This is a genomic window from Winogradskyella sp., from assembly GCF_003712105.1.
In the GTDB taxonomy this organism is placed as follows: Bacteria; Bacteroidota; Bacteroidia; order Flavobacteriales; family Flavobacteriaceae; genus Winogradskyella.
Window position 1 is genome coordinate 221,994 of sequence record NZ_RHLG01000005.1, and the last position, 15,124, is coordinate 237,117.

Genomic DNA, 15,124 nt, shown 5'->3' on the forward strand with positions numbered 1-15,124 from the left:
CACAAACACCTTAAGTAGTAGACACTATTTAAGGTGTTTTATTTTAGAGTTGATAAACAATTTAATTCCTATTTTTGCAGCATAAATTTGAATAAAAAATGAAAGCATATATATTTCCGGGTCAAGGTGCTCAATTTTCAGGAATGGGATTAGACCTTTATGAAAATTCTCCATCAGCACAAGACCTATTTGAAAAGGCTAATGATATTTTAGGCTTTTCTATCACCGACACTATGTTTGAAGGTTCAGCCGAAGATTTAAAACAAACCAAAGTTACACAACCAGCTATTTTCTTACATTCAGTTATACTAGCAAAAACACTTGGAGATAATTTTAATCCAGATATGGTTGCAGGTCATTCTTTAGGAGAATTTTCAGCACTTGTTGCTTCTGGCGCTTTAAATTTTGAAGATGGTTTAAAACTCGTATCTCAACGTGCTCAAGCAATGCAAAAAGCTTGCGAATTACAACCAAGTACAATGGCTGCTGTATTAGGGCTTGATGATGATATTGTTGAAAAAATTTGCGCAATGACAGAAGGTGTTGTCGTTGCTGCCAATTACAATTGCCCTGGGCAACTTGTTATTTCTGGAGAGATTGAAGCGGTTAATAATGCTTGTGAAGCCCTTAAAGAAGAAGGTGCTAGACGTGCATTAGTATTGCCTGTAGGTGGTGCATTTCACTCACCAATGATGGAACCTGCTCGTGAGGAGCTAGCTGCTGCCATTGAAAATACAAACTTTAGTAAACCTAACTGTCCTATATACCAAAACGTTACTGCAAGCGCCGTAACCGATGAAACAAGTATTAAGACTAATTTAATTTCCCAGTTGACTGCTCCTGTAAGATGGACGCAATCTGTACAACAAATGATTGCTGATGGCGCAACTCATTTCACTGAAGTTGGTCCAGGTAAGGTATTACAAGGACTTGTAAAAAAGATTAATCGTGAGGCAGAAACAGCTTCGGCAACACTAGAAACTAACATTTAAAATTTTATTGTTTTGAATAAAAATCTGACTACTGCTTTAGTAGTAATTATCACAATAGCTATTGACCAAATATCAAAAATATGGGTTCGCGGCAACTTTATTTATGGTGAAGAAAAAGAAGTTTTTGGACAAAAATTCATAATGAAATATGTAGAAAACGAAGGTGCGTTTCTTGGCATGGGAAGTGATATGAGTCCATTATTACACTTTATATTTTTAAAACTATTTCCCTTGTTAGTGTTAGGGTATGTGGTCTATTATATTTTTACAAACTCTAAATTAGATAGAGTAAGTTTAGTTGCCTACAGTCTTATTGTTGGTGGTGGCGTATCTAATGTATTTGATAGATTTATTCATAATAAAGTCACAGACTTTTTCTTTATTGATTTAGGAGGTGTTTTTAAGACAGGTATTTTTAACGTTGCAGATGTAGCTGTAACAACCGGCTTATTTATGCTTATTTTCAGCAACTTTCTATTTAAAAAGAAAAAAGTAGTGGTAACGGAATAATAATGTAAGATCTATTTTTTAGTTCTTATCTTTTTTTCCCAATTCCAAGCATCTCGCATAGCATCATCTAATGAAAATCTCGCTTTCCAACCTAAAATAGTATTGGCTTTGGTAGTGTCTGCATAAGCTGATGTTACATCGCCAAGTCTTCTATCTACTATTTTGTAATTTAATTTTTGGTTAGTAACTTCCTCAAAAGATTCTATGACCTGAAGCACTGAACTTCCATTACCAGTACCAATATTAAATACTTCATAGTTAGATTCTTGTTGACTATTTAGCAAACGGTTTAAGGCAACGACATGCGCCTTGGCTACGTCTACGACATGTATATAATCTCTAATACAGGTGCCATCCTCAGTTGGGTAATCATCGCCAAAAACTGGGAGTTGCTCACGAACACCAATAGCTGTTTGTGTAATATAAGGCACTAAATTTTGCGGGACTCCTAACGGCAATTCTCCTATATAACCAGAACTATGTGCACCGATTGGGTTGAAATACCGTAGCGCAACGGTTTTAAATTTTCGATTTATAACACATATATCTCTTAAAATCTCTTCTGAAATTTGTTTGGTATTACCATAAGGTGAAACCGCTGGTTTTATTGGCGACGTCTCTGTTATTGGCAAACTATCCGCTTCACCATAAACCGTGCACGAAGAACTAAAAATAAAGTTTTGACACTCAATAGATTTTAGTTCTTGCAATACATTGATTAGGGTCGTAACATTATTTTGGTAATAAAATAATGGCTTTTGTACACTCTCTCCAACTGCTTTACTAGCAGCAAAATGAACAACGCCTGATATATCTGAATGGGTTTTAAAAAAAGGTTTAATGTCTTCTTTAGACCTTAAGTCTAGTGAATAGAAATCAGGAGTAATTCCAGTAATTTTAGTTATACCTTCTAAAACATCAATTGTAGAATTTGAAAGGTTATCTAAAATAACAACATTAAAGCCTGCATTTTGTAACTCAACAACTGTATGCGACCCTATATAACCTAGTCCGCCTGTAACTAATACTTTTATGTTGTTAGTTTGCGTCAATAAAATCTATGACTGTTTTTGTAATAAAGTCTATTTGCTCATCATCTAACTCTGTATGCATTGGCAAAGAAATTACCGACTTTACTAGTTGGTTGGTAACTTTAAAATCGTCTTCATTATAGCGTTCATCTACATAAGCTTTTTGCTTATGTAATGGAATAGGGTAATATACACCGCAAGGAATGCCGTTTTCATTTAAGTGTGCTACAAGCGCATCTCTATTTACATCTTTTAAATTCAACGTATACTGATGAAAAACATGGCAATCACAAGCATCGCAAATACCTTGACAATCAGATTTTCCAGATGGCGTTATAATCTTAGGATGGTTCTTAAATGCTTCTGTATATTTTCGAGCTGCATTTCTTCGTGAGTCATTGTAATTATCTAGGTGAGGTAATTTTGCATCAAGAACTGCTGCTTGTAATGAATCCAACCTTGAATTTACTCCAACGACATCATGATGGTATCGCTTGTACATACCATGGTTTACAATACCTCTTATAGTATGTGCTAAATCATCATCATTTGTAAATATAGCGCCACCATCACCATAGCATCCTAAATTCTTAGATGGAAAAAACGATGTAGATGATACATGACCTATAACTCCTGTTTTAGTTTTTGAACCATCATTATGTGTATAATCAGCACCTATACCTTGGGCGTTATCTTCAATAACATATAAATTATGCTTATGAGCTAATTCCATAATCTCATCCATATTAGCTGCTAAGCCAAATAGATGAACCGGCACAATAGCTTTAGTTTTTGGAGTGATTGCTTTTTCTACAGCATCGACATCTATATTAAAAGTAATGGGGTCTACATCAACTAATACTGGAGTTAGTTTTAGCAGTGCAATAACCTCTACAGTAGCAGCAAAAGTAAAATCGGCAGTTATGACTTCATCGCCTTGCTCAAGGCCTAAACCCATCATTGCAATCTGCAAAGCATCAGTACCATTTGCACATGGAATAACATGCTTAACACCAAGATAATCTTCAAGGTTTTTTTGAAACTCATGGACCTTAGGACCATTAATAAAAGCTGTATTCTCGATGATTTCATCAAAAGATGGTTTTATAACATCTTTAATGTTTTCGTATTGACCTTTTAGGTCAACCATTTGAATTTTCTTCATTCCGCTAAACTATTGCTTATGGTTACTAGCGAAAGTACAAAATACTTATGTGTCATCAATACAATTAATTCAAAAGAAATGTATTTTAGCACAAATAAGTGCTATTGAAATTACTTTACTCTATAGGGATACACATTGTCAATTCGGTTTTAAAACCTGTTTCTCTTTTTAATGACAAAATTAAACTGGGAGTTATTGGAAGAAAAGAAACGTTTAAAATTCTTGAGTCTTCAATATCTAAAACCGATAGAACAATTTGGATGCATTGTGCATCCTTAGGAGAATATGAGCAAGGTCTGCCTGTTTTGAAAGCTCTAAGATCTCAATGCCCAAATCATAAAATAATAGTGTCCTTTTTTTCACCTTCAGGGTATGAAGTAAAAAAGAACACAAAAGATGTTGACGTTGTCGTTTACCTGCCTTTTGATACTAGCACTAATGCGAATAAATTTTTAAATCTTGTACGACCAGATTTAATCTTATTTGTAAAGTATGAAATATGGCCTAATCTGCTTTTAGAAGCTAAAAAAAGAAATATTCATACGCTATTGATTTCAGCTACTTTCAGAGTAAATCAATCTTACTTTAATTGGTATGGAAGTTATATGAAAAAGGCGTTGTTTTCGTTCAACCATATTTTTACCCAAGATGAAGCCTCTAAAAACATCTTAATTGATAATGGTTACAAATCTGTTTCTGTATCTGGTGATACACGGTTTGATAGAGTTACTGAACAACTCCAAGACAATAATACTATAGAGTTTATAGACGAATTTATAGACGATAAAACTACTGTAGTGTTTGGCAGCACATGGCCCGCAGATGATGAGTTATTTGTTCCTTTTATAAATTCAAACATAGGTAAAGCGAAATACATTATAGCTCCTCATAATATAAAGCCTAATTATATTGATTCAATAGAAAATCAGCTTGAAGGAACTGTTGTTCGGTTTTCTCAAATGAAAGGAAAAAAGCTTTCAGAATATAACATCTTTATTTTAGATACGATTGGTTATCTAAGTCGTGTATACAGCTATGCAGATATTGCCTATGTTGGTGGCGCCGCAGGACAGACAGGTTTACATAATATTTTAGAACCGGCGGTTTTTGGAATTCCTATTATCATTGGTAAGAATTACGATAAGTTTCCAGAAGCTAAGACTTTAATTAATCTTGGCGGTATTAAAAGTGTGACTAACACCTCAGAATTGGGTCTTAATTTAAAAGTACTAGTAGAATCAAAAGATTTGAGACTAAAGCTTGGTGCAATAAGTTCAGAATTTATTTCAGAACATAAAGGCGCGGTAGTCCAAATATTAGATTATATCCGTACTTATACCAATTTAACTAAATAATACGTGAACAAATGAAAAAAATCGTAATGAGCTTAGCGCTTTGTGCGTTAGTAGGGTTATCTTTTACATCGTGTAGAGAAACAAAAGAGGAAGCTAATAAAGCTGGAGATGACATTGAAAACACTACAGAAAACACAGTAAACGCTACAAAAGATGCCACTAAAGACCTAGCAGACAAAACTGTGGATGCAGCCAAAGATGTTGCAGATAATGTAAAAGATGCAGCAAATGAAGCAGCAAATAATTTGAAAAAAGATGCCGAAAATATGGCGAATGATACAAAAGATGCTGTTAATAAAGCAACTGATGATGCTATAAAAGCTGGAGAAGACATGGTTGACAAAGCTAAAGATGCCGGAAACAGCGCTATCGATAAATTGAAGAAAGGCAATTAATCGTCTTTTGATTTAAACTAAAAAAGGTCTAGAATTATTCTAGACCTTTTTTGTTGTATCATTTAGTTCAAGTTCGCTTTTAACGACTATCGTTTCGTAAGGAACATCATTTGATGGCTTAAGGTGGTTCAGCAACATCTTGGCTGAATTTTGCCCTATTTCAAACCCTTTTTGATTTATGACGGATATTTTTGGGCTTGACACATACTTTGCATCTTCATAACCAAAACCAATTACTGATATATCTTTTGGTATGTTTTTACCTAACATCTTAGATTTATTTAATGCCATTATACCTGTAATATGGTCTATAGAAATAATAGCGTCAACTTTAGTATGCTCATTTAAGTAATTATAAATTACAGGTCTTGGGTTTTTCTCTCTGCCCAGCTTTAAAATTTCGGGAGTCAACCGTGCTTCTTCCATCGCTTGGGTATAGCCTCTTATACGATGTTTACCTACACTTAATTCTTCAACATTACTTAGTAGTAATATATGTTCTCGATTTTCTTTTTCGATGAGATACTTTGTAGCGTCGTAGACAGATTGATAGTCATCTACGACCACTTTGCTGCAATCTACGTCGGCAACAACTCTATCGAACATTACCAAAGGTGTAGATTTACCTAAGTCATTGAAATGGTTAAAATCATTTTTTACTTGAGTTTCCCTTGCAACGGCAATTATAAAACCATCCACACTTCCAGAGGATAATAAATCAAAACTTCTCTGTTCTTTTTCTAAACTTTCGTTAGAAATACAAATGGTCATATCATAGTTATTATCACCAAGTGTTTTTTCAATACCATGAACGACCTCAGCAAAAAAAGGAATTACTAAGCTCGGAACAATTACTCCTATCACTTTTGTTTGGCTAGACTTTAATTGCTGAGCTATTCTATTTGGTTTATAGTTTAATTGATTAGCTAACTCATTAACTCTACGCTTTGTAGCCTCACCTATTTCACTACTATCACTTAACGCCTTAGAAACCGTGGAAACGGATACGTTTAATAATTTGGCAAGTTCTTTTAGTGTCACCATAGGCTTATCTTTATAGTTATAGCTAGTAAAATCAAATATAACTATACTATTTGATTTTTGTTTAATATTTTTATTTCAAAAGTTGAACAATTGCTCTTTCAACAGAATTCACAGGTAATCGACACGTACCATTTACACATACATAAATATAGGTATCATCCTCATTATAACGATTTTTAAGTATAGGAATACTACTTTCTTTAGTTGATCCGGTTACTAAAATATTTGGTAGGTAATACGCGTTAAATTCATTAAGCTTAGCATGAGCGTCCTTTCCAGAAATGGCAACTTCATAATAGGGATTTGAAAAGTTAAGATACAGATTTAACCAATTTGAAAAACTAGAAGGTGATTTTTTGATATTAGCGACCATATTATTAAGCATTTGCTTCGCAATGTTTGCATAATTTTCTTCCGAATAGTAATGACTAAGCTTGTATAAATTGTCTGCCATAACTGAGTTTGAAGATGGAATTGCGTTATCAATGGTCTCTATTTTATTCGTAATTAAATTGTTTTCAGATTTTGCATTAAAGAAAAACATACCAGATTCTTGATCAAAGAAATTGTTTAAACAATAATCCGTAAGTTGTTTTGAACTGTTCAACCAGTCTTCATTTAAGGTGACTTGATATAAACTTATATAAGCAGAAATCACTTGGGTATAATCTTCTAAAAACCCATTAATTGAGGACTTCCCATTTTTATAGTTTCTATAAAGTGAGCCATTAGATGTTAATTGATTTTCTTTTATAAATTCAGCATTAGCAATTGCCTTTTCTAAGTAACTTTCATCTCCAAACACTTTGTAGGCATCAGTATGAGCCTTTAACATCAATGCATTCCATGACGTTAATATCTTATCATCTGTATTAGGTTTATCTCTTGTATTTCGAGCATCTGATAATTTGGATTTCCAGGCAACAATTTTCTGTTTTAAGTTAGAAATTTCAATAGTATTCGATGTACAAAATTCTTCATCTGTATTTGTCTTATACAAGACATACTTATCCTTCTCCCATCTACCAATAGAGTTTATATTATAATATGAAGAAAACAATGCAAAATCTTCTCCTAGAACTTGTTTCAATTCGTCTTTAGTCCAAACATAAAATGCACCTTCTTCTTTTTCACCTTCTTTGGTTTTACTATCTGCATCTAGAGAAGAAAAATACGCCCCTTTAGTATTTGAAAGTTCTTTATCGATAAAGTTTAATGTTTCTGTAACGACAGTTTTGAAATATTCATTTTTAGTTAATTGATATGCTTTTGCATACAAACTCACTAATTGTGAGTTATCGTATAACATCTTTTCAAAATGAGGAATGTGCCATTTTTTATCAACTGAGTATCTGGAAAACCCGCCATCTAATTGATCATAAATTCCGCCATTAGCCATTTTTTCAAGTGAATTCATCACATATTGTTTTAGGGCATCGTTTTCAGTTTGAAAACTGTAGCGCAATAAAAAATTCAAATGGCTTGGTAATGGAAACTTTGGCTCTTTATCAATGCCGCCATAAACGGTATCAAGTTGTGTCTTCCAGTTATCTAAATTTGAACTTAGAAAATCGGTAGTAAATTCCTCTTGGGTTGTATTAAAGGTAATAAGCTCAGAATTCTTAATGCCTTCAGTAAGGTTTGTGGCATACTCCACAACCCGTTGAGGGTTGTTTTTATAAAGCTCAGACATATCTTTTAATATCTTTGCCCATTGCCGTTTTGTAAAGTAAGTGCCTCCAAAAACGGGTCTGCCATCGGGTAATGTAATACAGTTTAACGGCCATCCGCCACTACCATTCATTAGTTCTACGGCATTCAAGTATATTTTATCTACATCAGGTCGTTCTTCTCTATCGACTTTTATGCTAACAAAATTATCATTCATCAGTTTTGCGATGGAATCATTCTGAAAGCTTTCTTCTTCCATGACATGACACCAATGGCAAGCAGAATATCCAATAGAAACAATAATGAGTTTATTTTGAGATTTAGCTAACTCTAAGCTCTTATTATTCCATGCTTTCCAGTCTACAGGATTATAAGCATGCTGTAATAAATAAGGACTAGTTTCATTGATTAAATCATTAGCCAACTGCGTATTTACCTCTTCATTCTTTTTATTGCAACTAAGCATTAAAAGAACGACAAAGCCTAAGAGTGATTTTTTTAAAATAGACAAAATTATATATAGAATTAATTTTTATAAAAATACAAAACAGGTGAAAAAAAGAGGTCGTCTACTTCTAGACGACCTCAATATATTGTAACTAAATTAAATCTTAGTTTTTAACTAATTTAAGTGTTCTAACAGCATCACCAGAATATAGTTTTGCTAAGTAGATACCTGTTTTTAATCCAGCAGCATCAATTGTTACTTCTTGACTATTAGGACTAAGAGTTTGTACTCTTTTTCCTAAAATATCATACACCTCGATAGTATCGATATTAGTATTTGCACCTTCTATGGTCCATGTACTATTTGATGGGTTTGGATATACTCTGAAGCTATCTAAATTAAAATCGTTCGTACTGAAAGCAGAACCACTTGCTCTAACAGTAAATCCTGTTCCCGGAGCTCTGGTAGTGCCATCATCATTTAAACGGATGTAGTACGTACTACCCATCATCACAGTTATAGCACTAGTACCAGGGTTACAGGCAATTTCTGTACCTGAACAATCACTAAATACAGAAACTTGAGGAGCAGTCGATTCTATAAAAAGTTCATTAGAATCCGCTACTACTTCGTACCACACATCATTTACGGTACCACTATCACATGAAGCACTTATTCCTGAATTTCCTGCACCAACATTTCCAAAAGGTACTGGTGTACCATCTAATGCTAAAGGAATAGCATCAGCACAGGTAGCGTTTACAACTGAAGAGCTATAGAAATAAAAATTATCGAAATAAATTGGACCAAAAGCAGAAGTACCACCAGCAGTTGCAATTTGAACGATTCTAATTTCATCTCTAGCTGCTGTTCCATTAGTAAAAGTACTAATATCTAAGTCTAATGTTAACCAATCTCCTACAGCAGCATCAACAGTTGCTAATGTTTCTATAGGAGGAATACCCGCACAATCAGAATTAGGACAATTTATAAGTAATAACTTTAAGAATTGTCCAGGCTCTAAAGAACCTTCAATATAAACGTCAAAAGCGAGTCTATCATAATCAGTTAAATCTAATCCTGGAACTCCAAAAAATTCATAGCCAATACCGCCACCAGCTCCATCAGCAGTTACTCGTCGAGTATCATCTGGTTCATCTATGGTAATATTTGTAAGTGCGCCACCGCCAAATGTTTGAATTCCAGAAAATACTACATCAGTATATTCTCCACTAAAAATAGAAACCACATCTTGAGCATTACGATCTGGCGCATCTGGTGCAGCAGCAGCAGGCGGCACAGGGCAAGCATCACAATTTGGCCCACCACAATCAACTTCTGTCTCACCATTATTGAGAATACCATCATTACATGTCTCTAGTGGCAATGCCTGACCGGCTACGGCAGTTATATTATCTATGTATAAGGTGAAATCTGTACCGTTATTCCATATTGGATTTGGTGCATTACCACCACTACCTGCCCAATTTGGGAAGAAACTAATTTGATCATATTCACCATTTGCAGTTGCCTGACCATCTAACATTTCATTAAAAGTAAAAGTAAGCGTAACCCATGAATCTGGGTCAGTATCAGTGTAAGTAGCCGCGGCTGTAGCATCAGGTGCTGTATCAATTAAATTGTCAAATACACGAGCTAACAAATTAAAGGTGTTACCTTCTGAATATACATCAACAGTTACTGTTAAATCCGATGTTAAATCCATCAAGTTATCTTGCATAATTAAGTTTGCCTGTTGCCAAGGGTCACCAGCAGATGAGGAAATAATTCTACCAACATTTGCAGAGGTATTTATTCCACTTGGGTTAGGATTGGTAACTACATCAAATCCACCAAGGCCATTTGCTGTAGACTGACTTACAGCTCCTTCAAAATCTTCTAAGTTGACTTGCGAAAGCCCGAAAAGTGGAACTAGCAGAATTAATAGAAAAGTAATTTTTTTCATAAAATTTTTGTGTTAAGTTAATTACGAACATCAAATATCATCAATTTGATAAAAAATCTCTACTTACGGCACCTATACAAAAACTATACAAAGGCGATTTATTTGTAGTTTTTACATTATGAAAAACCTTACGTCTGATTTATACGCCCATTCGTCGATTAAGTTATAAAAACAAGCATTAAACATAGGAATCAGAGTATGTTTTAATTTTTCAACAACTTAAGCTTGTCGTTATTATTTGCCACAACAAAAAGATTACCATTTGGGTTTTCTACAACATTTATATTCCTACTATCTGACGGTATATAAACACCGCTTTCTGTGGCAGGCATAAATTCGAAGTTGTTTTTACCATCACCTAAAAATAAAGCACCAAATCCTGCATCGTATCTTGTGGTTTCAACTTCTACTCCATAATGATTTCCTACTGTAATAATATCATTATAACCATCATTATTTACATCCATTACTAAAGATGATTTTATGGGCGAAATTTGCCCTTCAGACGGTAATGATTTCATAATAAATTCGCCATCTTCATTAATTAAAATAATACTTTCAAAACTTTTAATTTCGTAAACTACTGCGTCATCTACTTTATCTTCAGGCAGTATATCTATAAGCTTGGATGAGGCAAAACTGTGATAATCTTCAAACTTTTCTGCTACATAAGGCATTTGCTCACTTGTACATTCTCTTCCTCTTACTGGTACATAATCATTTTTATAAAATTTAGCTAAAACCACATCATTAGTTCCATTATTGTCAAAATCATTAGTGTACACTTTGAATGGATGTTCTTCGCTTGCTTTGAATTTATTATTCTTACCCAAATTCCCTATGATATAATCATCGTCACCATCACCATCTAAGTCTGAAGCAGTAATAGACCACCAAATACCTCGGGTATCATTCAAATTGTAATCATCAGATTTATCTATATATTTTCCATTTTCATTTCTAAATAACTTTATCTGCATCCATTCTCCTACAACAATTAAGTCTTCATCTTTATCGCCATCAACATCCGTAAATACTGCGTCTGTGACCATACCTATATTTTCTAATTCAGGCGCTATTTCCGTGTCAGCTTTTTTGAAATTCCCCTGATCATTTAAAAGTAAATAACTGGTAGCTGGAAATGTATATTTACCTGGGATCAATCGAGTACCAACAAATAAATCCAAATCTCCATCTCCATCAACATCAGCAGCTTTAACACATTGCGAACTCTGCTTTATATTTGGAAGTGCATTTAAGTTTTTTGTAAACACACCACTTCCGTCATTAATGTAAAGTCTGTCTCTAAAAGCATTATTACCAACCTGAAATTCATTACCGCCACTTGCTATATATAAATCCTTGTCTCCATCACCATCTGCATCAAAAAACAAAGAGCCTAAATCTTCAGAAATACTATCTTCTTTCCAAGGTTGAGAAACATTTAATAAAAATTTACCTTCGATAGTTTGAGTATATAAAATACCTGATTGATCCTTGGCTCCGCCAATAAATATATCTTCTAAACCATCACCATTGACATCAGCTGTGGCTGTAAAAGGTCCGTTTTGTGATAATCTATGAGGTAATAATATTTGTTCTTGCCAATCATCAAACTCATTTTCCTTGTGTTCAAAATCTAAACCAATGGATTTTGAATCTACTTCTTTAAATAATGTTTTCTTATTTTCTTTTGAAAGATTCACAGACTTTGCATCTGATATATTTGCCGTTATGGTTTCATTAGCTTCTACATCTTCAAAAATATTTACTTTACCATTAGGCCAAGTAACTTCAACTCTTTCGACTTCAGTATCCTTCCCAAGCCCAAAGAATAAGTCTGGTTCTACCGAAGAAATAAAACCTCTTGTAACTGTATTTTCTGCAATCTGGACACCTCCATTATGATATATTTTAGCTTTAGCGCCAATACCAAATTTATTATTGCCATCACCAACAATTTTTATTTTTAAAAAATTACCGTTGGCTTTATTTTCATAAATAAATGCTGGAGCATCTATATTGTTAGTTACTACATCTAAATCACCGTCGTTATCCAAATCGCCATAAGCCATTCCATTTGAAAAACTCGGTGTATCAAACCCCCAATTTTTAGCTACTTTTTCGAATTTGAAATTCCCTTTATTCTTAAACGCATAATTTGATACAGCTTGTGAAGGGGTTTCTTTACTCAACTTAAACAAATCTTCGGCAGTTGCAGTTTTACTTAAATCCCTTACTTTATTTCTATAGTCATTATTATCTACATCTTTTTTAATCCCATTTGAAACTAAGATATCTTTTAACCCATCATTATCAAGATCTACAAGTAAGCTCGCCCAACTCCAATCTGTATATGCCATACCAGCCATATTACCAATATCTGAAAACGTACCTAGACCTGTATTTATCTGTAGGGTATTTGCCATATATTGGTAATGAGCTCCAGCTTCAACCATAGTATTAAAAGCCTCTGTACTCATTGAGGCCATATTTGTTTTAGACCTGTAATGATCTTCTGGAGTCATATCGGTAGTGATTAAGTCAATCAATCCATCATTATTGATATCACCAGTATCTGAGCCCATACTTAATTGAGTAATATGTTTTAGTTTCTCATTGATTACATTAGTAAATGTGCCATCTCCATTATTGTAATACATAAAATCTGGCTCAGCATAATCATTTGCAACATATAAGTCCATCCACCCATCATTATTAAAATCTGATGCGTTAACACTTAATCCATAGGCAACATCTCTAGAAATTCCTACCTCTTCAGACACATCTCTATATCTTCCATTTTCATTTCTATACAAGCGATCTCTGAAATATTTGAATTGACTTCTTGGGATTTTATTAATCAATAACAGTTTTTTATCAGCAAGCTGATTTACCTGATACATATCTAAATCACCGTCATTATCCATATCAAAAAATACGGCTTGAGTTGAAAACCCAACATCGGCGAGACCATATCTTTGCGCCGATTCTGTAAAGGTTAAATCTTGATTATTAATGTATAGTAGATTTTTACGGTCTTTAGGTTTATCAGATGTTCCGTTGCGACTAACATAGATATCCAAATAACCATCAGCATTAACATCTGCCATAGTAACACCCCAAGTCCAGCCTGGGTTTATTGCAACTTTAGATTTTTTTGTAATGTCTTCAAATTGAAAATTACCTTTATTAAGATATAACCTATCATTTACTTGATTACCGCCAAAAAACACATCTGATAATCCATCATTGTTAATATCACCTATAGCTACGCCAGAGCCTACATAGATCTGACTATAATAATAATGGTTGAAATAAGTAGTCTCGTTAATTTTATTATTAAAATCTATACCTGTTTGTTCAGCTGGAAGCAAATTAAAACCACCAACTAATTCTTCAGGATATAAATTTCTTTTGGAATTATTGCAGGAATTAATAATTAAAAATAGAGTTGTAATGTATAGGAAATTCGGTTTTATACTCTTCATTCTCAAATGGCTTTTTATAACTAGTAAATATAATGAATTATGACGCTTTAAAACTTAAAAAAAGCCTAATTACTATTCATTAATATAGCAATTAGGCTTTAAAAAAATATAATAATTGTTTTACTAAAATTTTAAGTTCTCATGCTTATCCCATAAGCCCCAATATGCACCTACTTCGCCTTCTGGACCTACTTTCCACGACTCATCAAACGAAGAGAAATAGTAAATAGGAATATCGTTGGCATTTGTCCAATTTATAGTATCTATAAAGTATTTCATTGCTGCTTCTCCTCCAGCAATAGCACCTCGTAAACCACCACCTTGACTTGGCCAACCAGTTTCAGTAATGATGATTGGTTTTCCTTGTGCCGCATCTACGACTTGACCATACATGGCTTGCATATGCCCTAACGCATATTCGATTGGACAACCTTCCCAATATGGATATAAGTTTGCTAATACTACATCTGTGTTTTCAACTATAATAGGGTGGCGTGAAAACTCATAGTACGCATCAACATATCCCACAGGAATATCTAGGCCTGCCAAAGCCTCTTTTACTCTTCTTATGTAACCGATTAGCTCATCAAGTGTTAAGTCATTTCTATACAACACTTCATTACCAACTGCTGCTACATCAACATGACCCGCTTTTGCTAAAGCAATTAGTCCTTCAATTTCTCTTTCATTATCCTCTTTATCATCACCTAACCAGGCACCAACAAGTGTATTCATACCATGCTTCTTTGCCGCTATTGGTACAAACTCATTCCCTTCTATACAAGAAAACGAGCGAATAGCACCAGCATATGGTTTTAAAATTTTAACACGACGCTCTACTTGCTCCATACTGATATCATCTCCAGGTCTTTGACCATCTTCGTACATGCTGAAGCATATACCATGAATACCGTCTTCAAGCGTTTTACGCCATAGGGCTTTTAGTTCTTCTAATGAATATTTTGATAAATCAATACCTTGAGTAGCTATCTGACTATAGCCATCTTTTTTAAAATAGTATCCTTCTCTATATGACATTTTGTTTTATTTATTTGT

Annotated in this window: 11 protein-coding genes; 4 read left to right on the plus strand and 7 right to left on the minus strand. The window is 33.9% G+C overall.

The genetic code is table 11. The features are described from left to right. The first annotated feature begins 98 nt into the window (after positions 1 to 98). Together fabD and lspA are read left to right on the plus strand one after the other, a co-directional pair. Positions 99 to 992 carry an ACP S-malonyltransferase gene (fabD, locus tag ED556_RS12420; RefSeq protein ID WP_296324324.1) on the plus strand — a complete coding sequence of 298 codons (894 nt, stop codon included), beginning with the start codon at positions 99 to 101 and terminating at the stop codon, positions 990 to 992. Positions 993 to 1,004: 12 nt separating this feature from the next. Then, the gene (lspA, locus tag ED556_RS12425; RefSeq protein ID WP_296324327.1) at positions 1,005 to 1,502 is read left to right on the plus strand and encodes a signal peptidase II; all 498 of its coding nucleotides are present in this window, start codon (positions 1,005 to 1,007) and stop codon (positions 1,500 to 1,502) included. Positions 1,503 to 1,513: 11 nt separating this feature from the next. Here the strand turns inward: lspA and galE are convergent, their stop codons facing one another. Both galE and ED556_RS12435 read right to left on the minus strand, forming a co-directional pair. Then, complete coding sequence (galE, locus tag ED556_RS12430) at positions 1,514 to 2,536, minus strand: UDP-glucose 4-epimerase GalE (protein ID WP_296324557.1); 1,023 nt, start codon at positions 2,534 to 2,536, stop codon at positions 1,514 to 1,516. Between the two features lie 4 nt (positions 2,537 to 2,540). Beyond that, complete coding sequence (locus ED556_RS12435; RefSeq protein WP_296324330.1) at positions 2,541 to 3,698, minus strand: DegT/DnrJ/EryC1/StrS family aminotransferase; 1,158 nt, start codon at positions 3,696 to 3,698, stop codon at positions 2,541 to 2,543. Positions 3,699 to 3,796: 98 nt separating this feature from the next. Here ED556_RS12435 and ED556_RS12440 point away from each other — a divergent pair, with 98 nt between their 5' ends. Further along, the gene (locus ED556_RS12440) at positions 3,797 to 5,053 is read left to right on the plus strand and encodes a glycosyltransferase N-terminal domain-containing protein (protein ID WP_366663753.1); all 1,257 of its coding nucleotides are present in this window, start codon (positions 3,797 to 3,799) and stop codon (positions 5,051 to 5,053) included. Between the two features lie 11 nt (positions 5,054 to 5,064). Beyond that, on the plus strand, positions 5,065 to 5,448 hold the full coding sequence (locus tag ED556_RS12445; RefSeq protein ID WP_296324336.1) for a hypothetical protein: 384 nt from the start codon (positions 5,065 to 5,067) through the stop codon (positions 5,446 to 5,448). 39 nt (positions 5,449 to 5,487) lie between these two features. Here ED556_RS12445 and ED556_RS12450 read toward each other — a convergent pair whose 3' ends face one another. The 5 genes from ED556_RS12450 to ED556_RS12470 all read right to left on the minus strand — a co-directional run bounded on the left by ED556_RS12450 (position 5,488) and on the right by ED556_RS12470 (position 15,106). Further along, positions 5,488 to 6,492, minus strand: a complete 1,005-nt coding sequence (locus ED556_RS12450) for a LacI family DNA-binding transcriptional regulator (protein WP_296324339.1) — start codon at positions 6,490 to 6,492, stop codon at positions 5,488 to 5,490. Between the two features lie 70 nt (positions 6,493 to 6,562). Next, entirely contained in the window at positions 6,563 to 8,674 is a 2,112-nt protein-coding gene (locus tag ED556_RS12455) for a thioredoxin domain-containing protein (RefSeq protein WP_366663754.1), read from the minus strand. 100 nt (positions 8,675 to 8,774) lie between these two features. Beyond that, positions 8,775 to 10,577 (minus strand): T9SS type A sorting domain-containing protein, encoded by a 1,803-nt coding sequence (locus tag ED556_RS12460; protein WP_296324342.1) that lies wholly within the window; start codon positions 10,575 to 10,577, stop codon positions 8,775 to 8,777. A 203-nt stretch (positions 10,578 to 10,780) separates the two neighbouring features. Continuing rightward, positions 10,781 to 14,068, minus strand: coding sequence for a VCBS repeat-containing protein (locus ED556_RS12465; RefSeq protein WP_296324344.1), 3,288 nt, complete (start codon positions 14,066 to 14,068; stop codon positions 10,781 to 10,783). Between the two features lie 123 nt (positions 14,069 to 14,191). Next, on the minus strand, positions 14,192 to 15,106 hold the full coding sequence (locus ED556_RS12470) for a glycosyl hydrolase family 17 protein (RefSeq protein WP_296324347.1): 915 nt from the start codon (positions 15,104 to 15,106) through the stop codon (positions 14,192 to 14,194). Between the last annotated feature and the right edge of the window lie 18 nt (positions 15,107 to 15,124).